General features: G+C 62.3%; 25 protein-coding genes and 3 pseudogenes. 16 read left to right on the top strand and 12 right to left on the bottom strand.

Features of this window, described 5'->3' with window-relative positions; all coding sequences use genetic code 11:
- Positions 1–30 precede the first annotated feature (30 nt).
- Both MRBLSP13_RS16715 and MRBLSP13_RS16710 read right to left on the bottom strand, forming a co-directional pair.
- Complete coding sequence (locus MRBLSP13_RS16715) at positions 31–480, bottom strand: DoxX family protein (protein WP_363738775.1); 450 nt, start codon at positions 478–480, stop codon at positions 31–33.
- A gap of 53 nt (positions 481–533) precedes the next feature.
- On the bottom strand, positions 534–809 hold the full coding sequence (locus MRBLSP13_RS16710; RefSeq protein WP_363738773.1) for a DUF2282 domain-containing protein: 276 nt from the start codon (positions 807–809) through the stop codon (positions 534–536).
- Between the two features lie 208 nt (positions 810–1,017).
- On the opposite strand from MRBLSP13_RS16710, the gene MRBLSP13_RS16705 reads away from it, so the two are divergent.
- The 5 genes from MRBLSP13_RS16705 (at position 1,018) to MRBLSP13_RS16685 (ending at position 4,273) form a co-directional block, all read left to right on the top strand.
- Complete coding sequence (locus MRBLSP13_RS16705) at positions 1,018–1,557, top strand: sigma-70 family RNA polymerase sigma factor (protein WP_363755620.1); 540 nt, start codon at positions 1,018–1,020, stop codon at positions 1,555–1,557.
- Entirely contained in the window at positions 1,554–2,195 is a 642-nt protein-coding gene (locus MRBLSP13_RS16700) for a DUF1109 domain-containing protein (protein WP_363738770.1), read from the top strand. Before MRBLSP13_RS16705 ends, MRBLSP13_RS16700 begins: the two co-directional genes overlap by 4 nt.
- Before the next feature lie 128 nt (positions 2,196–2,323).
- Positions 2,324–2,593 carry a hypothetical protein gene (locus tag MRBLSP13_RS16695; protein ID WP_363738967.1) on the top strand — a complete coding sequence of 90 codons (270 nt, stop codon included), beginning with the start codon at positions 2,324–2,326 and terminating at the stop codon, positions 2,591–2,593.
- A 61-nt stretch (positions 2,594–2,654) separates the two neighbouring features.
- Complete coding sequence (locus MRBLSP13_RS16690) at positions 2,655–3,485, top strand: DUF692 domain-containing protein (RefSeq protein WP_363755619.1); 831 nt, start codon at positions 2,655–2,657, stop codon at positions 3,483–3,485.
- Complete coding sequence (locus MRBLSP13_RS16685) at positions 3,482–4,273, top strand: DNA-binding domain-containing protein (protein ID WP_363738766.1); 792 nt, start codon at positions 3,482–3,484, stop codon at positions 4,271–4,273. Before MRBLSP13_RS16690 ends, MRBLSP13_RS16685 begins: the two co-directional genes overlap by 4 nt.
- A gap of 162 nt (positions 4,274–4,435) precedes the next feature.
- On the opposite strand, the pseudogene MRBLSP13_RS16680 reads toward MRBLSP13_RS16685, so the two are convergent.
- From MRBLSP13_RS16680 to MRBLSP13_RS16670, 3 genes and pseudogenes are all read right to left on the bottom strand, one after another.
- Positions 4,436–5,401 (bottom strand): annotated as a pseudogene (locus tag MRBLSP13_RS16680) (IS3 family transposase); the annotation flags it as partial.
- A 177-nt stretch (positions 5,402–5,578) separates the two neighbouring features.
- The gene (locus tag MRBLSP13_RS16675) at positions 5,579–6,874 is read right to left on the bottom strand and encodes an O-acetylhomoserine aminocarboxypropyltransferase/cysteine synthase family protein (RefSeq protein WP_363738965.1); all 1,296 of its coding nucleotides are present in this window, start codon (positions 6,872–6,874) and stop codon (positions 5,579–5,581) included.
- 283 nt (positions 6,875–7,157) lie between these two features.
- Positions 7,158–8,081 (bottom strand): NAD-dependent epimerase/dehydratase family protein, encoded by a 924-nt coding sequence (locus MRBLSP13_RS16670; RefSeq protein WP_363738764.1) that lies wholly within the window; start codon positions 8,079–8,081, stop codon positions 7,158–7,160.
- Positions 8,082–8,283: 202 nt separating this feature from the next.
- On the opposite strand from MRBLSP13_RS16670, the gene MRBLSP13_RS16665 reads away from it, so the two are divergent.
- A complete protein-coding gene (locus tag MRBLSP13_RS16665) occupies positions 8,284–9,498 on the top strand; it encodes a cytochrome P450 (protein WP_363738762.1) in 1,215 nt (404 codons plus the stop codon).
- A 102-nt stretch (positions 9,499–9,600) separates the two neighbouring features.
- Positions 9,601–9,886 (top strand): annotated as a pseudogene (locus MRBLSP13_RS22485) (IS6 family transposase); the annotation flags it as partial.
- On the opposite strand, the pseudogene MRBLSP13_RS16660 reads toward MRBLSP13_RS22485, so the two are convergent.
- Positions 9,873–10,067: pseudogene (locus MRBLSP13_RS16660) on the bottom strand (DUF305 domain-containing protein); the annotation flags it as partial. The pseudogenes MRBLSP13_RS22485 and MRBLSP13_RS16660 sit on opposite strands and share 14 nt — an antisense overlap.
- A 380-nt stretch (positions 10,068–10,447) precedes the next feature.
- Between MRBLSP13_RS16660 and MRBLSP13_RS16655 the strand changes: the two are divergent.
- From MRBLSP13_RS16655 to MRBLSP13_RS16635, 5 genes are all read left to right on the top strand, one after another.
- Positions 10,448–10,972, top strand: coding sequence for a PilZ domain-containing protein (locus MRBLSP13_RS16655; RefSeq protein WP_363755617.1), 525 nt, complete (start codon positions 10,448–10,450; stop codon positions 10,970–10,972).
- 11 nt (positions 10,973–10,983) lie between these two features.
- Positions 10,984–11,202, top strand: coding sequence for an aldehyde dehydrogenase family protein (locus MRBLSP13_RS16650; protein WP_414714718.1), 219 nt, complete (start codon positions 10,984–10,986; stop codon positions 11,200–11,202).
- 151 nt (positions 11,203–11,353) lie between these two features.
- Entirely contained in the window at positions 11,354–12,430 is a 1,077-nt protein-coding gene (locus MRBLSP13_RS16645; RefSeq protein ID WP_363755615.1) for a Zn-dependent alcohol dehydrogenase, read from the top strand.
- A gap of 85 nt (positions 12,431–12,515) precedes the next feature.
- A complete protein-coding gene (locus MRBLSP13_RS16640) occupies positions 12,516–12,686 on the top strand; it encodes a hypothetical protein (protein WP_363755613.1) in 171 nt (56 codons plus the stop codon).
- Between the two features lie 154 nt (positions 12,687–12,840).
- A complete protein-coding gene (locus MRBLSP13_RS16635; protein ID WP_363755611.1) occupies positions 12,841–13,422 on the top strand; it encodes a DUF305 domain-containing protein in 582 nt (193 codons plus the stop codon).
- Positions 13,423–13,527: 105 nt separating this feature from the next.
- Here MRBLSP13_RS16635 and clpS read toward each other — a convergent pair whose 3' ends face one another.
- The 3 genes from clpS to MRBLSP13_RS16620 form a co-directional block, all read right to left on the bottom strand.
- Entirely contained in the window at positions 13,528–13,902 is a 375-nt protein-coding gene (clpS, locus tag MRBLSP13_RS16630; protein WP_363755609.1) for an ATP-dependent Clp protease adapter ClpS, read from the bottom strand.
- 246 nt (positions 13,903–14,148) lie between these two features.
- Positions 14,149–15,048, bottom strand: a complete 900-nt coding sequence (locus tag MRBLSP13_RS16625; protein ID WP_363755607.1) for a phasin family protein — start codon at positions 15,046–15,048, stop codon at positions 14,149–14,151.
- Between the two features lie 144 nt (positions 15,049–15,192).
- On the bottom strand, positions 15,193–16,932 hold the full coding sequence (locus MRBLSP13_RS16620) for a PHA/PHB synthase family protein (protein WP_363755605.1): 1,740 nt from the start codon (positions 16,930–16,932) through the stop codon (positions 15,193–15,195).
- A gap of 140 nt (positions 16,933–17,072) precedes the next feature.
- Here MRBLSP13_RS16620 and MRBLSP13_RS16615 point away from each other — a divergent pair, with 140 nt between their 5' ends.
- The 3 genes from MRBLSP13_RS16615 (at position 17,073) to MRBLSP13_RS16605 (ending at position 19,488) form a co-directional block, all read left to right on the top strand.
- Entirely contained in the window at positions 17,073–18,281 is a 1,209-nt protein-coding gene (locus MRBLSP13_RS16615; RefSeq protein ID WP_133653531.1) for an LL-diaminopimelate aminotransferase, read from the top strand.
- 188 nt (positions 18,282–18,469) lie between these two features.
- Positions 18,470–18,946 (top strand): DUF2721 domain-containing protein, encoded by a 477-nt coding sequence (locus tag MRBLSP13_RS16610; protein WP_363738743.1) that lies wholly within the window; start codon positions 18,470–18,472, stop codon positions 18,944–18,946.
- Positions 18,943–19,488, top strand: a complete 546-nt coding sequence (locus MRBLSP13_RS16605) for a (2Fe-2S)-binding protein (protein ID WP_363738741.1) — start codon at positions 18,943–18,945, stop codon at positions 19,486–19,488. Before MRBLSP13_RS16610 ends, MRBLSP13_RS16605 begins: the two co-directional genes overlap by 4 nt.
- Here the strand turns inward: MRBLSP13_RS16605 and MRBLSP13_RS16600 are convergent.
- The 3 genes from MRBLSP13_RS16600 to MRBLSP13_RS16590 form a co-directional block, all read right to left on the bottom strand.
- Complete coding sequence (locus MRBLSP13_RS16600) at positions 19,473–20,282, bottom strand: DODA-type extradiol aromatic ring-opening family dioxygenase (protein WP_363738739.1); 810 nt, start codon at positions 20,280–20,282, stop codon at positions 19,473–19,475. The genes MRBLSP13_RS16605 and MRBLSP13_RS16600 overlap by 16 nt on opposite strands.
- Before the next feature lie 95 nt (positions 20,283–20,377).
- Positions 20,378–22,930 carry an HWE histidine kinase domain-containing protein gene (locus MRBLSP13_RS16595; RefSeq protein ID WP_363738737.1) on the bottom strand — a complete coding sequence of 851 codons (2,553 nt, stop codon included), beginning with the start codon at positions 22,928–22,930 and terminating at the stop codon, positions 20,378–20,380.
- Positions 22,923–23,459, bottom strand: coding sequence for a biliverdin-producing heme oxygenase (locus tag MRBLSP13_RS16590; protein WP_414714717.1), 537 nt, complete (start codon positions 23,457–23,459; stop codon positions 22,923–22,925). Before MRBLSP13_RS16590 ends, MRBLSP13_RS16595 begins: the two co-directional genes overlap by 8 nt.
- A gap of 220 nt (positions 23,460–23,679) precedes the next feature.
- Between MRBLSP13_RS16590 and MRBLSP13_RS16585 the strand changes: the two genes are divergently transcribed.
- The gene (locus MRBLSP13_RS16585) at positions 23,680–24,564 is read left to right on the top strand and encodes an RcnB family protein (RefSeq protein WP_363755603.1); all 885 of its coding nucleotides are present in this window, start codon (positions 23,680–23,682) and stop codon (positions 24,562–24,564) included.
- Positions 24,565–24,624 lie beyond the last annotated feature (60 nt).

The following is a 24,624-nucleotide window of genomic DNA, read 5'->3' as shown; positions in this document are numbered from 1 at the left end:
TCAGGCAGCCTTTTTTGGCGGCCCCATGCCTCACATCTTCAATCGGGGGGAAATGAGTGCATCCATGGACCAGATGCCGCCGCCGCGGGCGACAAGCGGAAGCAGGATCGCGGCCCAGCTGAGATGCGTCGGCCAAGCATCGGGATAGACGAATGTCTGGATGACTAGGGTCATGCCGAGCAGGGCGAATGCCGAAAGCCGCGTGAACAGGCCGAACAGCAGCAATATCGGGAAAAGATGCTCCGCCCAGGTCGCCATCGTTGCCGCAAGATCCGGCGGGACGAGCGGCAGGGCATATTCGGTGCGGAACAGTTCAAATGTGCTGTCGGTAATGGTAAGGATACCAACCACCTTGGTCCGTCCCGACAGGAAGAATATGGCTGCAATGCCCAGACGGGCGACCAGCAGCAACAGCGCATCGGGCAGCAGCGTTTCGATCCGCCGGACGATGGCGCCGTGGATTGGCGAGGGCAGATTCATCGTTCGTCTCCAGGAGGCATGGCCGGGACGGAATGGCGCCCCGGCCGCCATGGTCAGGCCTTGGGGGAAAGCGCGCCGTTGCCCTTGGGCGTCTTGATCGACGTGCAGGTGCCTGCCTTCACCAGCTTCCAGGCATTGCCCTGATAGTCGACCTTCGACGTGCCCGCGCAGCTCGTGCCGGGACCGGCCGCGCAGTCATTCTTGCCGGCGAGCGAGACGCCATAGCATTTCTCCATCTTCGGCTTCGTCTCGGCATGGGCGGACGCGGCGAGCGCGGTTGCCGAAGCGATAGCGATGCTGGCGGCGAGCGCGGCATGAGTGGTACGCATGATAATGTCCTCTTCGATCCGTCGCCTCTGCGCGCGACCCGGACAGGGGCCGGGCCGCGCGGTGACCGGGGAGGAGGCGTGAAGCCCGTGTCACATCGGTGGGTTCGGGGAAGGGCAAGGTGCGGTTACAATCGAACAGCGCAAAAAATTTCCGTCGATGATGTAACCGATGGCCGGTCCGGTCCGAACATGCGGGCGAGGAGATTGAATGCAGACCACAGAGGAGCATCTGCGCGCGTTGATGATCGATGGGCTGGACGGCGACGCCGCCGCCCATGCGGCCTTGCTGCGCCTGCTTGTTCCGCTGCTGCGGGGTTTCTATCGGCGCCGTGTTCGCGGCGCCGACGACGATGTCGAGGATATGGTGCAGGACACCCTTATAGCCGTTCACACCCGCCGCGCGACCTATGATCGCGGGCGCGCCTTCACCTCCTGGCTCTATGCGGTCGCCCGTTACAAGATGATCGACCATTTCCGCCGCGTCGGCCGGTTGCGGCCGATCGACGATCTGGAAGAATTGCTGGTCGCCGACGAATTTGAAACAAGCAGCATCGCGAAGCTCGACATAGACGATCTGCTGAAGCAATTGCCGCCCAAGCAGGCACGGATGATCCGCGCGACCCGGCTGGAGGGGTTGAGTGTCGCCGAAGCGGCAAGCGCGGAAGGCATAGGCGAATCCGACGTGAAGATTTCGGTGCATCGCGGGTTGAAGGCGCTGATGGCGCGGGTGCAGGGGGCGATGCGATGAACACGGACGATCTGATCCGGCAGCTTGCCAGCGATACCCGCCCGGTGGGCAGAAACAGCGTCGCGCGGCGGCTGGCCATCGGGATCGTCGCCGGCGGTATCGCGTCGGCGCTGCTGATCCTGGCGTCGATCGGCGTCCGCCCGGATCTGGGCACGGCCATGCAGGGCGCGTCCTTCTGGGTGAAATGGGGATACACCCTTTCCCTGTCGATCGCCGCGCTGATGATGACGGCCCAGCTCGCCCGGCCCGACAGCGGTCGATTGCGCGGCCTTTGGGCGCTTGCGATACCCGTCGTGCTTCTTGCGGCGGTCGGCCTGCTCGAACTGGCGCGCACGCCATCATCGCAATGGCTGGCAATGTGGCTCGGCCATAGCTGGAAGAGTTGCCCCTGGCTGGTCCTGTCGCTATCGGCCCCGATCTTTGCCGGCTTGCTATGGTCCTTCCGCAGGCTCGCCCCGACCCGGCTCCGCGCGGCCGGTGCGGCCGCCGGTCTGTCGGCAGGAGCCTTCGCGGCGACCGTCTACTGCATCCATTGTCCCGAAGTCTCGGCGATCTTCGTCCTGACCTGGTATTCTCTAGGAATATTGCTCGCGACCTTGATCGGCATGCTGGTCGGGCCGCGGCTGCTGCGCTGGTAAGCCGCAAACCGCGCGGTTACGGAGCCTATTCCCGGTCCCTAAAATTCCAACCGCCCCTGTAACCGCACGCCGCTCCAAACCGAATGACAGGGGCCATAATGGCTCAACATATTTTCGGAGAGATCATCATGCTCACCTATAATAGCGGCATCGGCATGGCAGCTTCCGCCGCCGCCATCGCGATCGTGTCGGCAGCAGCGGCCCCGGCCGTGGCGCAGGACAGCGCAGATACGAAGGTCGTCCATTGCTACGGCGTCAACAGCTGCAAGGGCACGTCCGACTGCAAGACCGCTAGCAACGAGTGCAAGGGGCAGAATGTCTGCAAGGGGCATGGTTTCAAGGCCATGACCGTCAAGGCGTGCAAGGCCGCCGGAGGCAGCCTGACCGAGCCGAAATGACGTTCCCATGCCCGGCGCGACCATTCGCGCCGGGCAGTCCTCATGAGCAGGGAGTATGCCCATGATCCCGTCCTTTCCCGGTTTCGGACTTGGACTGCGCAAACCGCATTACGCCGACTTCCTGGACCACCGCATCGCGGTCGATTTTCTTGAGGTGATCTCGGAGAATTTCATGATCGACGGCGGTCGGCCGCGGCGTATCCTGCGCGACATCCGCGCCCGCTACCCCGTCGCCCTGCATGGCGTGTCCATGTCCATCGGCTCCGCCGACGGCCTCGATCGGGCCTATCTCATACGGCTTCGCGCGCTTGTCGATGACATCGAACCTTTGTTCGTTTCGGATCACCTGAGTTGGTCGCGGATCGAAGAGTTCAGTTCGCACGATCTGTTGCCATTGCCCTATACGCAGGAAGCATTCGACATCGTCAGCGCCAATATCGACCGCGCGCAGAACGCGCTGGGCCGTGCGATGCTTATCGAGAACCCTTCGACCTATATCGATCTCGCTCCAGCGGACATGACCGAATGGCAGTTCATCGACGCCCTGTGCGCGCGAACTGGCTGCGGTCTGCTGCTCGATGTGAACAATGTGTTCGTCAGCGCCAGCAATCATGGCTTCGACCCCATCGCCTATCTCAACGCCGTGCCGCATGATCGCGTGCGCCAGATCCATCTCGCCGGGCACAGTCAGGGTGACCATCTGCTGATCGACACGCATGACCGGACGGTACCTCCGTCCGTGTGGCAGCTCTATGCACATGTCCTGCCGAAGCTTGGGCCGGTCGCGACGATGATCGAGCGCGACGACGCCATCCCGCCGTTGCTAGACCTTCTGGCCGAACTCGGAACTGCGCGTCGGATCGCCGCCGGAAAGCTGGAGGAAGCGGCATGAGCCTGCTGGCGCTTCAGCGCGACATGCGTGACTGGCTGATGCGGGAAGATGGGGCTGCTGCCGACCGCATCGGTGCGACCGCTGCGCCAGGTCTTGCCGTTTATCAAAATAATTATCGTACCCAACTTGTCGCCTGTCTGGAAAGCAGCTTCCAGCGGACACGCGCGTGGATCGGCGAAGACATGTTTCTTCATGCCGCCGTGCATCACATTGACAACGTCCCGCCGAGCAGTTGGACGCTTGACGCATATGGACGCGATTTTCCGGCAACACTTGCACGACTTCACGCTGCTGATCCCGAGATCGCGGAAATCGCCGGCATCGAGCTTGCACTCGAAGACCTGTTCATCGCAGCCGACAGCTCTGCCGTTGGGCTGGACGGTTTGGGCGATCTCGATTGGGATCGCGCGGTCTTGACGTTCGCGCCGTCGATCAACCTTCTGCATCTTAACACCAATGGCTTTGTCATATGGTCGGCCCTGGTTGATCAGAAGGAGCCGCCCGCGCCGCAATATCTGGACAGGCCCGATGTCGCCCTCTTGTGGCGTCAGGGCGAACAGTGCCGTATCAGGACTATCGACGATGCCGAATTGCAGGCGCTGCTCAAACTGCGTTGCGGCATGACATTCGGCGCATTGTGCCGCGACGTCGCTCTGTTGCTCGGAGAAGAGGCAGGCATGACGCTTGTTGGACGGTGTCTGGGCTCATGGCTTTCCGACCATATGGTCGTCGCCATAGACGATCGCGAGCAAGCTGCAGCACGGTGCTCATCGCATCTTCAGCTTTGAAGACCGCTTTTTGAAAGATGCCGTCGTTGCGGCTTCCTTTGAGGAACTGCAAAAATTGGTCGACACCTGAAGGAATAGCGGACCGTCTGCACCTGGGAAGCAAGAATGGGAGGCTGGGCGTCTCATAAGGGTCGAAATAGGTAGGCGGCACTTGGGACATTAGACGCATTCGTATTTCAGGGACCGCCAGAGCCGCTCGATGAAGACATTGTCCATCCAGCGTCCCCGGCCATCCATGCTGATCTTGATCTCGGCCGCCCGCAGAACGCCGGTGAAGGCGTTGCTGGTGAACTGACTGCCCTGATCCGAAGATCTCTGGCTTGCCAAAGCGGGCGAGCGCCTCCTCCAGCGCCGCGACGCAAAATCCCGCATCCATCGTGTTCGACAGCCGCCAGGCCAGCACCTTGCGGCTCGCCCAGTCCATGATGGCGACCAGATAGAGGAAGCCCTGGCGCATCGGAATGTAGGTCACGTCCGCGCACCACACATGATTGGGGCGCTCGATTGCCAGCTTGCGCAGCAGATAGGGATAGACCCGGTGCTGTGGGTGCGGATCGCTCGTTCGGGGCCGTTGGTAGATCGGCGTCAGACCCATCTTCGCCATCAACCGCCGAGTCCGACGGCGACCCACCGCACGGCCAAGGCGCTGCAGATGCCGCGCCATCTGGCGGCTGCCATACCAGGGGCAGTCCATGAACACGGTGTCGATCACCGCCATCAGCGCCAGCGTCTCGTCCGTTTCCGGAACCGGGGCGTAATAATAGGACGAACAACTGATCTGCAGCAGGCGGCATTGCGTCGAGATCAACAGGCGGTGGTGAGCAGGTTCGACCATCGCCCGCCTCCGATCCACGCTCATCGACCAAAGGCGTTCGCTAAAAAATCCCGCTCCACCATCAGTTGCCCGATCTTGGCGTGCAGCTTTTCCACCTCGCCCTCGCTGACTGCCTTGGCCGCATCGCTCGCCCCGGAGAACGTGCCCGCCATCCCGTCGATGGCCTGCCGCTTCCAGGCCGCGATCATCGTGTGATGGACCCCATGCTTGGCAGCCAGTTCTGTCAGCGTCAGGTCCCCACGGATCGCTTCCAGCGTCACCTTGGCTTTGAAATCGGCGCTGCAGCGCTTTCGTCTTCATTCCCGTACCAATCCATCAGGTCGGGATTAGGACGGATCGACATTCAGATGATGACGAGCCGAAAATGGTGATTGTTCGTGACCCGGCGCGCAGCGTACTTTCAGTATGTGAGCACCGGAAGCACGGAAAACCGCGATTTGCAGGCCGTCGGGGCTGGATGTCGATCCGTCCTAGCCGGCATGACCCAAGGCCTGGGTCAAATCTGCAAGGATGTCGTCGATATGCTCCAGCCCGATCGAGAGGCGCACATAGCCTTCCGATACACCGGCGGTGGCGCGCTCTTTCTCTGAAAGCTGGGAATGGGTGGTTGACGCGGGATGTATCGCCAGACTGCGCGCATCCCCGATATTGGCGACATGGTAAAACAACTGGAGCGCGTCGATGAACCGGCGGCCCGCTTCGCGACCGCCGGCAAGCTCAAAGCCGAGCAACCCACCATAACCTCCGGTCAGAATCCGGGCGGCTCTCTCGGCCTGCTGTCCGGTTTGCAGCGAGGGATGAATGACGTTCAGTACATCCGCCCGCGCGTTCAGGAAGGCTGCAACCTTGACGGCATTCTCACAATGCCGGGGCATGCGCAGGGGGAGGGTTTCCAGGCCCTGCAGTATCTGGAATGCGTTGAAAGGGGACAATGCCGACCCAAGGTCACGCAGCAATACCGTCCTTACGCGCAAGGCATAGGCGATCGGGCCCAGGGGCCTGGCCGCTTCGCTCCACACCGCTCCATGATAGCTTGGATCAGGTGTGTTGAGCAGGGGTTGTCGATCGGGGAATGCGCTCCAGTCGAAGTTGCCGCTATCCACGATCATGCCACCCACGGAAGTGCCATGCCCGCCGATATATTTGGTGGTCGAATAGACGATGATTGCCGCACCATGGTCGAACGGACGGGCAATCAGCGGGGCGGCCGTGTTATCCATGATGAGCGGAATGCCCATCGGCCTACCGAGTGCGGCGATCTCCGCAATCGGACATACAACGAGCTTGGGATTAGGCAGAGTTTCGGCGTACCAGGCCCGCGTGCGATCGTCGCTGGCGCGAACGAAGGCGTCTGGATCGGCGGGATCCACAAAGCGAACCTCGATGCCCATGTTCTTCAGCGTATTTGCAAACAGGTTCCAGGTGCCGCCATACAGGTCCGTCCCGCTGACAATATTGTCACCTGACTTCGCAAGATTCTGGATCGCAAAGGCCGAAGCGGATTGTCCCGACGCCACCGCGACCGCAGCGGCACCCCCTTCGAGCGCGGCAATGCGCTGTTCGAGGATGTCGGTCGTGGGATTGCCGAGGCGTGTGTAGATGTTGCCCAGTTCCTTCAGGGCGAACAAGTCAGCGGCATGATCGGCATCGCGAAACTGATAGGAGGTGGTTTGATAGATTGGCGGCGCGACCGATCCGGTCGCGGGATCTGCCCGCCACCCAACGTGAAGGACCATTGTTTCAGGGTGCAGGCTGTGGTCCGTCATCATGATCCTCTCTTCGTTGATGCCTTTGATAGGAAGATTGCTGAAATCATTCCCCGAAATTGGCACATCGCGATGCTAATTCTTAACGTTGCGCATTATGCATGTGAAGGAGGAATGGCTTTGCTGCCGCTCGTCCACCTAGCGCTGTCAAAGCAAATGCACGTGATGTCAGGAGGGGGGTTCCGCCTGCCCTTCCCACCCGAAATGCATCCGGTGGAGACGAGTTCGCATTGGACTGACAGCACCGTTCCCAGTCTATTTTCAGCCACATCAGCCGCCGGGTTCACTCGCTCCCTATGCGTGCCAGATAATAGGGGATCATTGCCCGCACCGCCCGTTCCGCATCGTGCCGGCGATAGCCGAGGCGCCGGACGCTCTCAGGTTCGGGTTCATAGGCGACAATTGTGTTACGCCCGGAATAAAGGGTGGCGTCGGGCATCGAAGGATGTTCGGCGTCGCGCACCGGCAGGGACTGCGGTCGGCCCAAGGCGTCGAGGATCAGTTCATAATAATGAGCGAACAGCCAATTCTCGTCGCCTACGAGATAGGCTTTCCCGTTCTCGCCCCGCTCGAGCGCGCCGGAGACAGCCTCGGCAAAGGACAGGATCGACATGAAATTGCCGCCACCTGGAATCATCCAGAGCGGTTGGCTGTCCATCTGGCCGAGCAGGTAACGGATCGACCATTCCAGTGAAATCGCACCCACGCCCTCCACATGACCCATGATAAAAGGGGCTTCCAGGCTACAGACGTGGAAGCTGTCGCTAGCCATGGCGCGCACAGCGTCGTCCGCCGCTTTGCGCGAAGCGACATAGCCGCTCGCTTCGATGCGGTAGCGCGGAAGAACGGCAGTATAATAGCTGCCTACATAGACAGCCCGACCGATTCCGGCAGCGCGCGCCCGGGCGAAGAAGGCAGGCACGGCAATGTTGTTCGCCTGGTGGAAATAGGCTGCTTCGTTGGCGTTCGGCGGCAATTGCCGCACATCATTGGCTGCGGCGAAAACCAGGGCGTCGAAGCGCGACAGGAAGGCGACATCGAAATCGTCGGTCTGGTAGCTGCCCTGCGCGAAGGCGAGGCGATCGAGCGCACCGGGTGCAGGCGGATTGCGCCCTGCGATCGTCACGTCGTGACCCTGCTCGGCAAGGTGCAGCGCTGCGCCCGCGCCTATCAACCCGGTGCCGCCCACCACCAATATCCTGGCCATAGCCTCTCCTGCTGTAGCGCATGGCTCCGACCTCTGGGATCGGTTCAACGCGCGAGAAGAGTATCGAACCGGTAGCCGAGGCCAATTTTATTCTGCTGAATGGCGCATCCAGCACGGACGTGATCAGCTCCGCTACAGATTGTGGTCCAAATTGGCCGATGATAGCCTTCCGTACCGATAAAATTGGGAATGGAGAGCCGCTGTGGCAACGGTCCTGAAGGACGTCGAAGCACCTGCGCACGTGCCCGTCGATCTGATCTTTGATGTCGATATCTACAATTTGCCAGGGCTGGAACATGGGCAGACGCTCGACGTCCATGCGCTGTGGAAAGATGTTCAGGACCGGCATCCGCGTGTGTTCTGGACGCCGCGTTATGGCGGTCACTGGATAGTCAGTCGCTACGCTGACATAGAGAAGATACTGCTGGACCACGGCACATTTTCGAATGCGGAGCCCTTCATTCCCAAGGGCGTCATTCCGTTTCAGACGCCCGTGCAACTCGATCCACCCGAACATGGCCCATATCGCAAGCTGTTGATGCCAGCGTTCATGCCAGCGTCGCTAGCGCGCGCGACTGACCGCGCCCGCGCCGCAGCGGCATCGATCATCGAGGAGTTGCAGCCCCGCGGACGATGCGAATTCGTCAAGGATTTCGCCGGCGTCATGCCGATTATGGCATTCCTGACCCTGATTGACCTTCCGGTCGAGGATTTCGCTTATCTGCGCAGCGTGGCGGTTGAAATGAGTGACCCAACCAATCCCAATGCGGCGCAAGCCTGGACGGACATGTCCAATTACGTGCTGCGCCAGATACAACTGCGCCGGGATGAACCGCGCGACGATTTCATCACGTCGATCCTGTCGGGACAGGTGGCAGGGAGGCCGCTGACCGATGATGAGATTTTCAGTATGTGCCTGCTGATTGTCGGGGGCGGACTGGACACGGTCGTGTCGATGACAAGCCTGGCCGCAAGTTACCTGGCGCAGCATCCTGAACTCCGGCGCATGATCGCAGCACGGCCTGAGCTGTTGGATAATGCTGTGGAAGAGATTGCGCGGCGTTTCGGCACCAGCAACCTCGGTCGATTGGTGCGCCAGGACACCGAAATCGCGGGCGCGAAAATGAAGGCGGGCGACATCGTGCTATGCCTGTTCCCCCTTGCAGGATTGGACGAGACGGTAAACGACGATCCGATGACGCTGAATTTTGAGCGCAAGCGTCCGAAACACCTGGCGTTTGGCACCGGCCCCCATACCTGCATCGGCAATCGTCTGGCCAAGCGGGAAATTCGCATATTTCTCGAAGAATGGTTCAAGCGGATTCCCGATTTTCGCTTGGTCGAAGGGTGTATGCCCCGAGTGCGCACGGGCATAGTCAATTCGGTCGAACGGCTCGATCTGGAATGGGACGTATAACGCGGCAGGATAAATTTGCCGACCAATTCGCGTGCCGTCTGCTTTGCTGAGATCGCACATGGCGGTACTGTCAAAGCAAACGGCCCCGCAGTAACGGTTGGCATGAACAAGCCTGTTGCCAGTCCGTTCCGGTGCTTCAACTCCTCCCCGGAAGTGATCCGCCTCGTGGTGCTGATGTATGTCCGCTGTCACTGCGGAACGTGGAGGACCTGCTCTTCGAGCGTGGCATCGACATCTGTCATGAGACGGTGCGCCTCTGGTGGAACAGGTTCAGTCCACCGTTTGCGGACGACATCCGCCGGCAGCGGATCAGCCGCTGAAGGACTTCCGCCACTGGCGATGGCACCTTGACGAGATGTACGTCAAGATCAACGGAGATTCGCATTTTTGTACATGGACCACATGAAGGCCATCATTATGACTGCCATTGTGCCACCCATGACCATAGCCATCCATGTCCGGGTCTGGCTGAATTCCACATGGCCGAGCGCGTAGCTATTAACGTACATTAGACCAAACATGATGACAGTCGATGTCGCGATCATGGCTGCGAAGCGACCGTAACTCATCGACATATCCATCTTTTTATTCCGGTCATGTTGCTCATATTCCATTGCCAATCTCCTTTTGCGGTCCCCTCCTTTTCATTCCGAATAGCGTGTGGTTGATCGCAACGTTCCCGCGATCGCTACACTCTCTAGGATGATTTTCGCGGCAGTCGGCATCTACGCTGGACTCAGAACCGGAAGCGCAGCCCAGTAACCGGCGGACTTACAAAGAGAGACGCTCGGCCGCCTTGCCCAGTAGCGGCTTCTCTTCAACGGAATCCTCGCGCTTTTTGACCGAAAACATCATGTGGAGAGTGGTTTGCCTTTGTCTGACAGCACCGGTCTTAGCAATCTGTTTACTATGACGGCATAGAAGCGACAGATGTGGGAGAGGCTGTCGCTTGCTCAAGGCATTACAGATCGGATACAAGCCTCGTGAGGCACGTCACCCGGTGTTGATACCGGCGCGGATGCACATAGGCGCATCCTGGATCGAAGTTGTCATTCACAATCTGTCCTCCGGTGGTGCGCTTGTCGCATCTGACGAAGCCCCAGATCGCGGTACATATGTGGAAATTCGGCGAGGGCGACAGACCATCATTGGGCGGGTCGTCTGGCGAAAGGATCGCTTTTTCGGAATCCAGGCGCAGGGCAGGCTCGACGTCGCTGCCATAATCGACGAACCGCGCCTGGCTTCCCGCCCCCGGTCGGCGAATGACCCCGGATCTACCTTTGAGCGCCGAGCACAGCCGAGAATGGATGCTGATGCCAGGATCGCACGCCAATTGGAGAACAGCCGGCGTTGGTCAGCGGTATTCCAATTTGGTGTGTTTATCGTCCTGGCTCTCATTGCTGCTGGCTTCGCTGCCAGTCAAATATACGATGTCCTCTCGCGATCGTTTTCCGAAATAGAAAGTCACCTTTAACTCTACGTCCTTTGGGCCCGCAAATTTCGCACTCGGGCCATCGCCGTTCAGCAAAATATTTCATGGACAAACATGCGATATTGGATGCCATCGTGGCAGGCGGTGCATTGCCAGATCGACCGGGCTATTTCATCGCCCCGACCACCGTGCGGGGCATAGAGGATGGAGGCCGGCTGGCCGATGAAGAGTCGTTCGGTCCGCTTCTCCCTGTGGTGAAGGATCAAGGATGAGGAGAATGCGCTGCCTCATGCTACGGCCTTGGCGGATCGATCTGGTCGTCGATAATGGTGGTGAAGGCCTGCATGAGTTCACGCAGTTGCATGCCGTCAATATTGCGAAGTAGCAGAGCGCAGTGGGGACCTGCGCAAGAGAGGATCGTTCATGAAAGCGGCGGTACTGCGGGAAATCGGCAAACCATTGACCATTGAGGACGTTACGATCGGCGACGTGGGTCCGCGAGAGGTGAGAGTGGCTGTGAAGGCGGTCGGAGTGTGTCATTCGGACCTGCACTTCGCCGAAGGGCACGTGCCTTTTCCGCTGCCCACCATATTGGGCCATGAAGCGGCGGGAATCGTGATCGAGGTCGGCAGCGATGTACGCTCGGTCAAGCGTGGAGACCATGTCGTAGGCTGCCTCTCCGCCTTTTGCGGCCACTGCGCGTCGTGCGTTTCCGGCAGGCTGGTCCTGTGCAGCACGGGCGAGACGCGGCGGGACGCGGCAATGCCACCGCGGCTTTCCATCGGCGGCGAGGCCGTTCACCAGTTCGTCAACCTGTCGGCGTTTGCCGAGGAGGTGCTTGTCCATGAAAATGCCCTTGTGGCGATTTCGCGCGACATGCCCTTCGACAAGGCAGCCGTGCTGGGATGTGCGGTGCTGACGGGGGTTGGCGCCTCCATCCACTCGGCAGGGATCCGGCCCGGCCAGACCGTTGCGGTCATCGGTTGTGGAGGCGTAGGATTGTCGGCAATCAATGGTGCTCTTCTGGCGGGTGCTGGCAGGATCATCGCGGTTGACCGCGCGCCCGCCAAGCTCGAACTGGCGCGGCGCTTCGGCGCTACCGATGTCATTGAGGCAGGCGAAGACTTGGCCCATCAGATATTGGAGATGACCAGAGGCGGCGTCGATCATGCCATAGAAGCGATCGGTCTCAAATCCACCGTCGAAGCGGCTTTCGCCATGCTCCGCCCTGGCGGAATCGCGACAGTCGCCGGCATGATGCCCGTGGGAGTCAAGATCGAACTTGAGGGCTTCGCCCTGCTCGGTGAACGCCGGCTTCAGGGTTCGAACATGGGCTCGAACCATTTTCCGGTCGACATACCGCGCCTGGTAGATTTCTACATGCAAGGTCGCCTGAATCTTGATGACCTCGTGGCCGCGCATATCCGCTTGGATGAGATCGGCTCGGCCTTCGACGCCCTGCGAAAGGGCGAGACAGCAAGGTCTGTCATCATGTTCTGATCATAAGAAGGCGGTCTGCGTCGTTCGCTACGTGATTCCTGCTGATCTTAAAGCGGTTCCGAGATGCTGCAGGAGCTGAAAATACATGATCGAGCGGATCGCACGCAGATGGCGCGAACAGCCCGATGTCAGCTATTCCGACTCATACGCAATCGGGTTGCAAGTGCGCAAACTGCCGGAAAATAGGCTTACCGTACTGTTGATGACGTGCAACAGTTCGACGACGACCGAGAACGCCAGCGTCTTCCAGCTTTGACAGCATATCGTCCAGCCGAAGGCCGCGCCGGATTTGGCCGGGGTCTCCAAGTCCGCCATCAGGCCGCCGGCCCCCGGCGCTCGTCGGGCTCAACGCGAGCGCGAGAACGAATCTCCATGTCGCCAGTTACACTCATGACGGCATGGAGGTTGCAATGGATCTGAGCCACGAGATGCGTATGGGATGGGGTCGGTTCGCGGCGATGATCGCGGTATCCACCATCATCATGTTTTTTCTGATGTACCAACTGGTTTACAGTTGGGACCACGTCCTGTTCAGCCTGACGCGACTTGTCTCATCGTTCGTCATGGGCTGTGTAATGATAGCGGTAATGCTCGCCTTCATGTGGAAGATGTATCAGCCGCAAGCCGCAAAACTCCTGGTGCTCGCGGCGTCGGTCTTATGCGCCATCGCGCTTTTGGCGATCAACCGAAATCAGACGTTGGTTGGCGATACCGGCTTCATGAAAGCAATGATCCCGCATCATTCCATTGCAATCAACAACGCCCGGAAGGCGGACATTCGCGATCCACGCGTGCGCTACCTTGCGGATCGGATCACGCGCGATCAGGTCAAGGAGATCGCAGAGATGAAAATGCTGATACAGGATATCGAGCGACATGGCAGGCGGGCCGATCATAGGCTGCCCGCTGGTCCGACCAGGTTGGAACCCGATGGTCTGGCCGAGGCCCGCGACTTGCTGAGCGGCAAATTGCTGTCGGACAAGCCGCTTTAAGCTTGCATGTGCCCAAGTGGTAGAAGGGAGATGGTAGACCTGACCGCCACGGCGCACCGGTCGCGGGTGCATGGGGTAGGATGATTGTAGGTGCCGGTCGGGGCCTTAAGCCTTTTCCAGCGTGCACTGGAGCGGGTGCTGGTTCTGGCGGGCGAAGTCCATGACCTGGTTCACCTTGGTCTCCGCCACTTCATAGCTGAAGATGCCGCAGATGCCGACGCCGCGCTGGTGGACGTGCAGCATCACCCGCGTCGCCTCCTCCATGTCCATGCGGAAGAATTGCTGGAGGACGTGCACGACGAATTCCATCGGCGTGTAATCGTCATTCAGCATCAGCACCTTGTAGAGGGAGGGCTTTTTCGTCCGGGCGCGGGTGCGCGTCGCGATGCCGACATTGGGACCGCCCGAGCCATCGCCCTGGTCGTCCTGATCTCTGTCCGTCATCATCACGGAATATGCCATGGTCGAGAAGCTGTTCATGATGGGCAAGGATATGGCGATTTGCGCTTGCATGGCAAGGGGGACGAGAGCGCGTAAACCATCCTTCCCGTTCGGAAGGGCCCTGGGGGAACGTGTGATGGGCGGTTTGCCGTCGGCGTGCGCCGTGGCCTGAAGGGACGGGCGCGCTCATCCTCCCATGGGTCGATTGTCGATCGGCGCCCTGGCGGAAAAGGAAAACGGCCCCGATGTCGGGGCCGTTCCTTGTTCCAGAACCCGAAGGCAAGATCAGGCGGCGAGCGCCTTCACCTTGTCGGTCACCACGGTCACGCGGGCGGTGAGCGGCGAGGTCACCTCGCTGGCCAGCTTGATCAGCGCTTCACTGCTCTTGGCCGCTTCCTTGGTGAATTCATCGAAGCTGCTGGAGAGCAGCTGGCTCTGCAGCTGGAAGAATTCGGTCGGCGTCTTCACGGTCGAGAAGCTCTTGAACGACGCGGTCGCCTTTTCGAAGCTCTTGCGGCTGTAATCCACGGCTTCCTGGCCGATGGTCTCAAAGCCCTTGGCCGCGATCTTGCCGGATTCGACCAGCGCTTCGACATTGCCCTTGGCGATGTCGCTGAACTCCTCAATCGCCTTGGTCGACTTCTCGACGCTCACCTTGGCCTTCTCGTTGAGGTCGGCGTAAACCGTCTCCAGCTTGGCCTTGGTTTCTTCAGCGAATTTCTTTCCGGTTTCGATCACATCGTTCATCATCTTCGTTCCTTCTGTGGCGGGCAGCAACATGGGCTCTAGCGGCCCGGCCTTGGACGACAGGCTCTTCGATAGGTCCGGTTGAGCCGGCTTGGGCTCCACGACCGGCTTTGACTGCGGCTTTTCCACCTCTGGCGCCGCAGCGATGGGGGCCGGTTGTGCCGCCGCTTCCTTCACCAGTTCCGGTTCGGGCGCGGCATCGACTGCCGTGGTCGCCGCGATCACCGCCACCGGATCAGCCTTCGCCACGGGCGCCGGCTTGGCGGCCGGTGCGGCAGGCTTGGGCGGTGCCGGCTTGCTGGCCGCAGGCTTTGCCGCCACCTTGGCCGGGACCTTGAGTGCCGCTTCGGCAGCCTTGAGCGCCTCGCTGGCGGACAGGGTCGACGACGCTTTTTTGGCGACGGGCTTTTTACGAACTGGCTTTGGGGTAACGGCCATGGACCAACCTCCATTTGTTGCACTGCACAATATAGGTATCGTATCGCCATTGCAAGCGTTTTTGTGCAGTGCAACAAATTTGCCATATACGGCCCGTCGCCCCGGCAAGGCGGGCTGCCGCAAAAACCGTTCAGCAGGAAGGAACTAGCGGCTTTTCACATAGCGGCCGGGCGCGTCCTCGATCGCCTTGAGTCGGCCCTTGCCGGGGCGGCGGGCACCCTTCACCGGCACCGTGGCGGGGGTCTGTCCGCGAATCCATTCGATCCAGTCGGGCCACCAACTGCCCCTGGTCTCCTTCGCCTGCGCGAGAAACGCCTCCAGGGTCGGCTGCGATTCGTCGCAGCTCCAATATTGATATTTGCCGGCCGCGGGCGGGTTCACCACGCCCGCAATATGCCCCGAACCCGCGAGGAGGAAGCGGATCGGTCCGGAGAAATGCTCGGTCAGCTTCCACACGCTTTCCAGCGGGGCGATATGGTCTTCACGTCCGGCCTGGACATAAGCGGGCGTCCTGACCTGGCGCAGGTCGATGGGCGTGCCCGCGACGCTGATCGCGCCGGGCTGCACCAGCAGATTGTCGCGGTAGAGCTGCGTCAGATAATCCTTGTGCCAGCGCGCGGGCAGGTTGGTGGTGTCGCCATTCCAGTAGAGCAGGTCGAAGGGCGGATAATCCTGCCCCAGCAGGTAGTTGTTGACCACATAGTTCCAGATGAGGTCGCGCCCACGCAGCAGGTTGAAGGTCGCGGCCATGTAGCGTCCGTCAAGGAAGCCGCCGGAGGAAAGCTGCTCCACCATCTTCATCTGTTCGTCATCGACGAACAGGGCGAGGTCGCCGGCCTTGCTGAAATCGACCTGGGCGGTGAAGAAGGTGGCGCTCGCGACCTTGTCCGCCTCCCCCCGCGCCGCCAGCAGCGCCAGCGTGGCGGCGAGCGTGGTGCCCGCGACGCAATAGCCGATGGTGTGGACGCTCGGCACGTCCAGCAGGTCACGCACCGTGTCGATCGCATCGAGCTGGCCGTTCAGGATATAATCGTCCCAGACCAGGTCCTTCATCGAGCCGTCAGCCGATTTCCACGACACCAGGAAGACGCTGAGCCCCTGATCCACGGCCCATTTGACGAAACTCTTTTCCGGCGACAGGTCGAGAATGTAGAAGCGGTTGATCCAGGGCGGGAAGATCAGCAGCGGCGTTTCCATCACCGTTCCCGTCGTCGGCGCATAATGGATAAGCTGGTAGAGCGGGGTTTCCTTGATCACCTTGCCCGGCGTGGAGGCGATGTTGCGTCCCACCTCGAACGCCGTGCCGTCGGTATGGCTGAGCTGGCCCTTTTCCAGATCGGCCAGCATGTGCTTGAGGCCCTTGACCAGATTTTCGCCGCCGCTCTGGATCGTCCTCTGCACGACCATGGGATTGGTCAGCGGGAAATTGCTGGGCGCGATCGCGTCCAGCAGGCCGGTGGTCGCGAAGCGCAGCTTGGCCTTTTGCCGGGGATCGACGCCGTCCACCGCATCGGCCATGCGCATCAGATAGTCGGAAAGCAGCAGATAGCTCTGCCGGATGAGGTCGTAAAAGGGATGCTCCGTCCAGGCCGGGTCGGCAAAACGGCGGTCGCGGGCCGCCGCGGGACTGCCCGAAGGCGGCGGCTCCGGCTGGTCACGCAGCAGCCCGCCCGACGTCAGGAAACGCTGCCACAGGGCAAGCCCCTCATCGGCGAAGCTGGTCTGGATGCGCGCCACCGCTTCCGGATCGAAGGGCAGCGTACGCCCGGCCGCGCCGGCCGCCTGCTCCAGCAGCAATTGCTGAGCGCGGCCCAGCACCTGGGTCCATTGCTGCATGTCCTGAAGCGTGGGGAGATGGGGTTCCATGACATCCTGTTCCTTCATGGCCACCTTCCTCCTCCTGGCATGGTCCGGTCTGCCGCTTTCTCTGGCGTGTCACGGGCTGGCGGGTTATAGCCGGATGGTGACGCGACGAATGCGCGTCATGCACTATTCCTCACAGCGAGCTTTCAGGAAAGCCCCAAATGTCCGAAGAATTCTACCGCATGAAGCGCCTGCCGCCCTATGTCATCGCTGAAGTGAACGCGATGCGGGCTGCCGCGCGCGCCGCGGGGGAGGACATTATCGACCTGGGCATGGGCAATCCCGACCTGCCGCCGCCCGACCATGTCATCGCCAAGCTGTGCGAGGTCGCGCAGAAACCGAGCGCGCACGGCTATTCCCAGTCGATGGGGATTCCGGGGCTGCGGAAAGCGCAGGCCAATTATTACGGCCGCCGCTTCGGCGTCGATCTGGACCCGGAGACGGAAGTCGTCGTGACCATGGGGTCGAAGGAGGGGCTGGCCAGCCTGGCCACAGCGATCACCGCGCCGGGGGACGTCGTGCTGGCGCCCAATCCCAGCTACCCGATCCACATGTTCGGCTTCATCATCGCGGGGGCGACGATCCGGTCCGTGCCGACGACGCCGGACGAGCATTATTGGCAGTCGCTGGAGCGGGCCATGGCCTTCACCGTGCCGCGCCCGTCCATCCTGGTCGTCGGCTATCCCAGCAACCCGACGGCAGAGACGGTCGATCTTGCCTTTTACGAGCGGCTGGTCGCCTGGGCGAAGGAGAACAAGGTCTGGGTGCTGTCCGACCTTGCCTATTCCGAACTTTATTATGACGGCAATCCGACGCCCTCCATCCTGCAGGTGCCGGGCGCGAAGGACGTCGCGGTCGAGTTCACCTCGCTCAGCAAGACCTATTCCATGGCGGGCTGGCGCATCGGCTTTGCCGTGGGCAACCGGCAATTGATCGCGGCGCTGAAGCGGGTGAAATCCTATCTGGATTATGGCGCGTTCACGCCGATCCAGGCGGCCGCCTGCGCGGCATTGAACGGGCCGCAGGACATCGTGCAGAAGAATCGCGAGCTCTATCACAAGCGCCGCGACGTGATGGTGGAGGCCTTTGGCCGGGCAGGATGGGACATTCCCGCGCCCCGCGCTTCGATGTTCGCCTGGGCGCCACTGCCGCCTGCATTGAAGGATATGGGCAGTCTGGAATTTTCCAAGCAGCTGCTGACCCATGCCAAGGTCGCGGTCGCGCCGGGCGTCGGCTATGGCGAGGATGGCGAGGGTTATGTGCGCATCGCCATGGTCGAGAATGAACAGCGGTTGCGCCAGGCGGCGCGCAATATCCGGCAATATCTGAAGTCGATGGGGGTCAACACCCCCGCCAAGGGCGCGGCCTGAGGGAGTATGGATGAGGCCGCACTCCTGCGAGGGCAGGAGTCCGGCTCCCTCCGTCCGGCTGCGCCTCCTGCGTTCGAACTGGATTCCTGCCGTCGCAGGCGCATGATTTCCTCATGTCTTGATGGCGTGCGCCCCATGCCATCATTTCGCCTCTTGCCATTTTCCTTGCTCTGCGCTGCTTTGACACGATGATCGCACTCCCCCAGGTTTCCCAGGTCGCCCAGACCATCCAGCTTGCGCTGGCCCCGGTCTTCCTGCTGACCGGCATTGGCGCGTTCCTGAACGTCTGCGTCGGGCGGCTTGCGCGCATCATCGACCGGGCGCGGGTGGTGGAGGAAAAGATCCTCGGCTCCCGCGGCAAGGAACATGACCGGATGGTCAGCGAAATCCGCGTGCTGGACCGGCGGATGAGCGTGGTGAACGGCGCGATCTTCCTGTCGGTGGCGTCGGCCTGCGCCGTCTGTCTGGTCGTCATCCTGCTGTTCGCCGCCAATCTGCTGGGTTCGCATCTGGGCACGCCGATCGCGATCCTGTTCAGCCTGGCGATGGTGTTGCAGGCGGCAGCGTTCGGCACTTTCATCCAGGAAATCCGGCTTGCCTCGCGGACCATCCACATCCGCAACGAAGTCCTCTATCACCAGGTCGAGGAAGAGGGCATGGAATGACGAAGTTCACCGTCAACGACCGGCCCGTCCAATATCGCATGGACCCGGCCACGCCGCTGCTCTGGGCGCTGCGCGACGCGTCCAACCTGACCGGCACGAAATATGGTTGCGGCACCGGCGATTGCGGCGCCTGCACGGTCGACATAGATGGCGAGGCGGTCCGGTCCTGCCAGGTGACGATCGCCGCGACCGAGGGGAAGTTCGTCACCACCATAGAGGGACTGTCACCTGATCGCGGCCATCCACTCCAACAGGTGTTCGCGGCGGACAATGTCTCGCAATGCGGATACTGCATTCCCGGGGTCATCATGGCAGCTTCGGTGCTGCTGCGGCGGTCGGGCGATCCGAGCGATGAGGAAATCGACGCCGCGATCACCAATATCTGCCGGTGCGGCATCTATCCCCGGTTGCGCGGCGCGATCCAGCGTGCCGGCAGGGTGATGCGCGGCGAGGAAGTGGTGGACGCCGTGCCGCCATCGGGCATCACGCCGGAGGAGGAGGCGAAAGCGGTTCCGGCGCTACAGAATCAGCCGAAGCGGTAGCCTGAAACGGCCCAGCCCAGCACGGTGCTGGCATGGTCGCGCACGGCCGCATCCCTGCCCCCCGCGCCCAGGGCGACCATCAGCGGCAGGAGATGTTCCTCACGCGGATGGGCGAAGTGGGCATGGGGCAGGTCGGTCCAGGCGGCGATGCGTCGCGCCCGGCTGGCGGGATCGGGGTTCAGGACGGCGTCGGTCAGGGCGTCGTCCCAAAGCTTCGCCGCCCCGGTCGCCTGCGCGCCGCGCACCCGCAGATTGTGGAAGCTGAGGCCCGAACCGACGATCAGGACGCCCTCGTCGCGCAGGGGTTCCAGCGCCCGGCCGGCGGCGATATGCGCTTCGGGGTCAAGGCCGTGGTGAAGCGAAAGCTGGGCGACGGGAATGTCGGCCTGCGGCAACGCCACCTTCATCGGGATGAAGACGCCATGGTCCCAGCCGCGCGCTTCCTCCGTGCCGGTCTGGAAACCCGCCTGTTCCAGCAGATCGGCTGCGCGGCGGGCCAATGCGGGCGCGCCCGGCGCATCCCAGTGGAGCGTATAGGTGTGCGGCGGGAAGCCGTAATAGTCGAACAGCAGGCCGGGCCTTTCCCCGTCATGGACCGTGAAGCGGCTTTCCTCCCAATGGCCGGAGACCAGCAGGATCGCGCGAGGACGTTCCGGCAGGTTGGCGATGATGCCCGCCAGATAATCCTGCATCGGCTGCCACATCGGGTCGCAATGCGGCGTTTCAGGGTCGGCGGGGTCCATGAAGAAGCAGGGGCCGCCGCCATGGGGAATGAACAATGTTGGTTGTCTCATCCCCGATAGATCGGATGGACGCAGCCGCGACGCAAGCGGAACCGGGGAAACGCATTGTTTCGGGCGGATGCCAGGGCAGCCTCTGTACGAAACGGTTAAAGGACGGGGGCGATGGCCTGGGCCAGGGTCGCGCCGGAATAGGGCTTTTTGAGCAGCGTCACGTCGTCGAAGCGATCGGGCAGCTCCAGCCCATCGCCATAGCCGGTGGCGAAGAGGAAGGAGATGCCCTTTTCCGCCAGCAGTTCCGCCACGGGAAGGCTGGTTTCATTGCCCAGGTTGAAGTCCAGCACGGCCAGGTCGACCTCATGGTTCGCGATCGCCTCCCGCGCGCGGCTCACGCTGGCGGCGGTGATCACCTCGGCCCCCAGGTCGCGCAACGCATCCTCGCCGTCCATGGCGATGATCATATTGTCTTCGACGAGCAGCACATTGCGGCCCTTGAGCAGGGTCGGCGCGGGCGCGTGAACAATGCCGGCGCGTTCGGCGCCGATGACGTCGGGCAGAACCGAGGCGACATGGGCGGAGGGGATGCAGAAGTGCGCCTCCAGCCCGGAAAGGCGGTAATGCACCTCCACCCGGCCATCGAGATCATAGGGGATGGACCGTTCGATCACGGTCGATCCGAAACCCCGGCGCGTGGGCGCGAGCACGGCGGGCCCGCCGCTTTCCCGCCAATCGAGCAGCAGGCTGCCATCGGCATCGACGGTCCAGTCGATGGTGACGCTGCCATTGTCGGACAGCGCGCCATATTTGGCGGCGTTGGTCAGCAATTCGTGAATCACCAGCGCCAGCACCGTGAAGGCGGCAGGCGTCAGCAGGACGTTAGGGCCGGTCAGCGTCACCCGGTCGCGCCGCGCACCCAGATAGGCTGCCGATTCCACCTCGATAAGATCGTAGAGCCGGGCGGGCGCCCAGCGGTCCGCAGTGATCTGGTCGTGCGCCCGGGCCAGGGCATGGACGCGACTTTCCAGCGTGTCGATGAACTGGTCGATCGACTGGGCGCTGTCGCGGGTCTGGGACAAGAGGCCCCGAATCAGCGAGAGGATGTTGCGCACGCGGTGGTTGAGTTCCGCGATCAGCAATTCCTGCTTTTCATGCGCCTTCCGCCGATCCTCATGCGCGGAATCGGACAGGCGCAATATGACCTCCAGCAGCGCGGTACGCAGAGCCTCCGCGACGCGCAGTTCGGCGGCGGTGAAGGGCGTCGCCGTGCCGCGCACCAGTTCCGACCACTCCTCGAAGCTCTTGCGCGGCGTCAGGCGCGGGCCGTTGGGGCCATATTCGACATGCTTTTCAGGACTGCCCGCCCAGCGTACCGAGCGAAGCTGTTCCGCCCGGAAAAGCACCACATAGTCGCGCGGGCGGCGCGAAAGCGGGATGGCGAGCAGGCCGGCCGCACGATCGGCATGGGCAGCCGCTTCAGGCAACAGGCGCGACAGATTTTCGGTGGCGAAGACCTGGCCAGCCGCCGCCCGGTTCAGCATGGCGACGATGGCGGCGAAGCTCCGCTGGTCGGGGGCAAGGCCGGAAAAGGCCATCTGGCCGTCGATATATACGCCCACGCCGTCCGCCGGGATGGTGTCGAAGATCACGTCGCCCAGCCAGCGGGCGTTGGAGAGCAGGTCATGGTCCTGCGCCACCGCCGACATCAGCCTGTCAGCGACCTGCCGCGCCTTGCCCTCATAGGCGGCGGTTTCGCTCCGTTCCCGATTTTCGAGCATCATCGAGAAAATCTGGCCGAACAGTTCGGCCGCGCTGCGCTGCGCGAAACTGGGCAGGCGGGGACCATAATGGTGGCAGGCGAAAAGGCCCCAGAGCCGCCCTTCGACGACGATCGAGATGGAGAGCGAGGCCCCCACCCCCATATTGCCGAGATATTCGATATGAATCGGCGAAACCGCCCGCGTCAGGCAGAGCGACATGTCCAGCGCCGCGCCCGACGGATCGAGCTGCGGCACGATGGGAACCGGCTTTGCCCGAACATCCGCGATTACCCGGAAGATGTTGCGCAGGTAGAGCGCCCGCGCCTGCGCTGGTATGTCGGACGCGGGATAATGCAGGCCGAAAAAGCTCTCGACGCCCGGACGCAGCGCTTCGGCGACCACTTCCCCATCGCCACCGTCCGCGAAGCGATAGACCATGACCCGGTCGAAGCCGGTCAGCGCCCGCACCTGGCGCGCGCCGTCCCGCAGGAAGGCCGCCATGCCCTGCGTCTGGCCAAGCCGCGACACCATGGAGCGGACCGTGCTGCTCGCCTCCATCTCGTCGCGGGACGCCGGTTCCGCCTCGATCACGACCAGCGAGCCGGAGAAATGGACGGCCACGTCGAAGGGCGCGATGCCGTCTATCAGCGTGAGCGAGAAGATGCGCTCGACCGCGTCGGGACCGCGCAACAGGGTGATTCGGTTGCGCAGGGAGTGGACCGCCTCCCCGCTGAAGATCGCGCTGATCGGCTGGCCCAGCATCTGCTCTGGCGAAAGGCCGATATGGTCGGCGCTGTTGGCGGATACGCGCGACACCAGCCAGTCGGCGGTCAGCGCGATCAGGAAACCGAAGGGCTGGACCGTACCGAGCACATGGATCGGTTCCCGGTCGCAATTGTCGAGGTCGACGGCGAAATCCTGAGCCAGAATATCGCCATCAGCCATGAAGCGGCACCATTTCGAGGGCGGCCGCCGCGAACAGATCGAATGCCGCACTGGCACCGCGAATCGCCTCGTCGATCCATGTCCTGCCGCCCTTGGCAGCGGCGGCGTCCAGCCGGCGCTGGAAGGCCGCCCAGCCGCCCTTTTCATGCGCCGCGCTCAGATAGGCGCGGGGCAGGCCGGAACCGACGCGGCGGGCGAGCATGGCCCCGCCTAGCCGTGATCCTTCCAGCGTATAGCGGACGCCCCAGCGATAGGCATCGGTAGGGGGTGTCGGCGCAGCAAGCGGCGCGGGCAGCGTTTCGTCCAGAGTCGCAAGATCCTGCGCCAGTTGCGGCAGGCGCGGCGCGTCCGGCCGGATCATGGCCTCCAGCGGGGCCAGCGCGCGGGCATGCGCCCTCAAAAAAGCGGCATAGCCGGGCCGGTCGTCCAGCGAAAAGCGCGAGAACAGATCATCGACTCGCTGATGGCTTTCCATCGTCGCTTGACGCAGGGCCTGTCGAGCGCTGCCGGCAGTGGGCGTTATCGTCACCCCGCATCCCTAAGGGGGTTTATCGAGCACCGCACTGATCTGGATCAGCTTTCCTTATAACATTGGTTATATTTCCCGGCAGTTCGGCGCAGAGTGCGTCCCGCCGCAGGCTGCGGATTCTTTCAGATCGCTGACAGTCAAGTTCAGCATCACGACATCGCCCCCCGTTTAAAAGCGGATTATGAGGGGCGAATGGCCCCGCAAGATGAAGGCGAACGGCATGTTGAGGAAAATGATGCTGGCGGGCTTGATGACCGCGACGGTTCTGGGCGGGATCGCCCCGGCCTATGCCCAACGGGGCGATGATGGCGGCTGGCGCGGCCGCGGCGGCGAACGGGCGGGACGCCCGGAAGGCGGCCGTGGCGGATCCGGCAATGGACAGGCGCAGCGCCAGTGGCAAGGTGGCGGCGAGATGCGGCAGCAGCGCTGGCAGCAACAGCAGGCGCCGGCCGCCCCGCCGCCGGCACCGGCCGCGCAGCCGCAATGGCGTGGCAACAATGCGCGGCCGAACGCGCAAGGGCCGGCCACGGTCACCCGCTGGAACCGCGACCAGCAGCGGTTCGAGACATCCCCGCGCGGCGACGACAGGAACGGCCGCGACTGGAACGACCGCGATCGGCGCAACGGGCAGGACGGTCGGCGGGATTGGGACCGGAATGATCGGGACCGGAATGATCGGGACCGGCGCGACGACCGGCGCTGGAACAATGGCGACCGGCGTTGGAACGGCGGCAACCCGGGCTGGAACAGCGGGGCGCGCTTTGACGACCGTACACGGTGGCAGGGGCAGAGGCGCTGGGACAATGGCTGGCGCAACAACCGCCGCTATGACTGGTACAGCTATCGCTCCCGCTATGGCGACCGTTACCGGATCGGCCGCTATTATGCGCCAAGCGGCTGGGGCTATGGCTATTCGCGCTTTTCGATCGGGATCTACCTGAACAGCCTGCTCTATTCGAACAGCTACTGGATCGACGATCCCTATTATTACCGCCTGCCGCCTGCCTACGGCTCGCTGCGCTGGGTCCGCTATTATGACGATGCGCTGCTGGTCGACATACGCGACGGCTATGTGATCGACGTGATCCACGATTTCTTCTGGTAACGCCGGAAGACAGGCGCTCCTGAACTGGCCTTCAGGAAACACTGGGTCCAGAGCCGGAAG

This window comes from Sphingobium sp. LSP13-1-1.1, assembly GCF_040676415.1.
In the GTDB taxonomy this organism is placed as follows: domain Bacteria; phylum Pseudomonadota; class Alphaproteobacteria; order Sphingomonadales; family Sphingomonadaceae; genus Sphingobium.
This window is presented reverse-complemented; position numbering and strand designations above follow the sequence as displayed.

Excerpts from the sequence above, each read along its gene's own strand:
- MRBLSP13_RS16690 (WP_363755619.1), top strand. The coding sequence starts at position 2,655 with ATGATCCCGTCCTTTCCCGGTTTCGGACTTGGACTGCGCAAACCGCAT.
- MRBLSP13_RS16605 (WP_363738741.1), top strand. The coding sequence starts at position 18,943 with ATGACGAAGTTCACCGTCAACGACCGGCCCGTCCAATATCGCATGGAC.
- MRBLSP13_RS16600 (WP_363738739.1), bottom strand. The coding sequence starts at position 20,282 with ATGAGACAACCAACATTGTTCATTCCCCATGGCGGCGGCCCCTGCTTC.
- MRBLSP13_RS16620 (WP_363755605.1), bottom strand. The coding sequence starts at position 16,932 with ATGAAGGAACAGGATGTCATGGAACCCCATCTCCCCACGCTTCAGGAC.
- MRBLSP13_RS16595 (WP_363738737.1), bottom strand. The coding sequence starts at position 22,930 with ATGGCTGATGGCGATATTCTGGCTCAGGATTTCGCCGTCGACCTCGAC.
- MRBLSP13_RS16705 (WP_363755620.1), top strand. The coding sequence starts at position 1,018 with ATGCAGACCACAGAGGAGCATCTGCGCGCGTTGATGATCGATGGGCTG.
- MRBLSP13_RS16700 (WP_363738770.1), top strand. The coding sequence starts at position 1,554 with ATGAACACGGACGATCTGATCCGGCAGCTTGCCAGCGATACCCGCCCG.
- clpS (WP_363755609.1), bottom strand. The coding sequence starts at position 13,902 with ATGAACAGCTTCTCGACCATGGCATATTCCGTGATGATGACGGACAGA.
- MRBLSP13_RS16625 (WP_363755607.1), bottom strand. The coding sequence starts at position 15,048 with ATGGCCGTTACCCCAAAGCCAGTTCGTAAAAAGCCCGTCGCCAAAAAA.
- MRBLSP13_RS16645 (WP_363755615.1), top strand. The coding sequence starts at position 11,354 with ATGAAAGCGGCGGTACTGCGGGAAATCGGCAAACCATTGACCATTGAG.
- MRBLSP13_RS16670 (WP_363738764.1), bottom strand. The coding sequence starts at position 8,081 with ATGGCCAGGATATTGGTGGTGGGCGGCACCGGGTTGATAGGCGCGGGC.
- MRBLSP13_RS16615 (WP_133653531.1), top strand. The coding sequence starts at position 17,073 with ATGTCCGAAGAATTCTACCGCATGAAGCGCCTGCCGCCCTATGTCATC.
- MRBLSP13_RS16675 (WP_363738965.1), bottom strand. The coding sequence starts at position 6,874 with ATGACGGACCACAGCCTGCACCCTGAAACAATGGTCCTTCACGTTGGG.
- MRBLSP13_RS16710 (WP_363738773.1), bottom strand. The coding sequence starts at position 809 with ATGCGTACCACTCATGCCGCGCTCGCCGCCAGCATCGCTATCGCTTCG.
- MRBLSP13_RS16695 (WP_363738967.1), top strand. The coding sequence starts at position 2,324 with ATGCTCACCTATAATAGCGGCATCGGCATGGCAGCTTCCGCCGCCGCC.
- MRBLSP13_RS16635 (WP_363755611.1), top strand. The coding sequence starts at position 12,841 with ATGGATCTGAGCCACGAGATGCGTATGGGATGGGGTCGGTTCGCGGCG.
- MRBLSP13_RS16610 (WP_363738743.1), top strand. The coding sequence starts at position 18,470 with ATGATCGCACTCCCCCAGGTTTCCCAGGTCGCCCAGACCATCCAGCTT.
- MRBLSP13_RS16685 (WP_363738766.1), top strand. The coding sequence starts at position 3,482 with ATGAGCCTGCTGGCGCTTCAGCGCGACATGCGTGACTGGCTGATGCGG.
- MRBLSP13_RS16585 (WP_363755603.1), top strand. The coding sequence starts at position 23,680 with ATGTTGAGGAAAATGATGCTGGCGGGCTTGATGACCGCGACGGTTCTG.
- MRBLSP13_RS16715 (WP_363738775.1), bottom strand. The coding sequence starts at position 480 with ATGAATCTGCCCTCGCCAATCCACGGCGCCATCGTCCGGCGGATCGAA.
- MRBLSP13_RS16640 (WP_363755613.1), top strand. The coding sequence starts at position 12,516 with ATGATCGAGCGGATCGCACGCAGATGGCGCGAACAGCCCGATGTCAGC.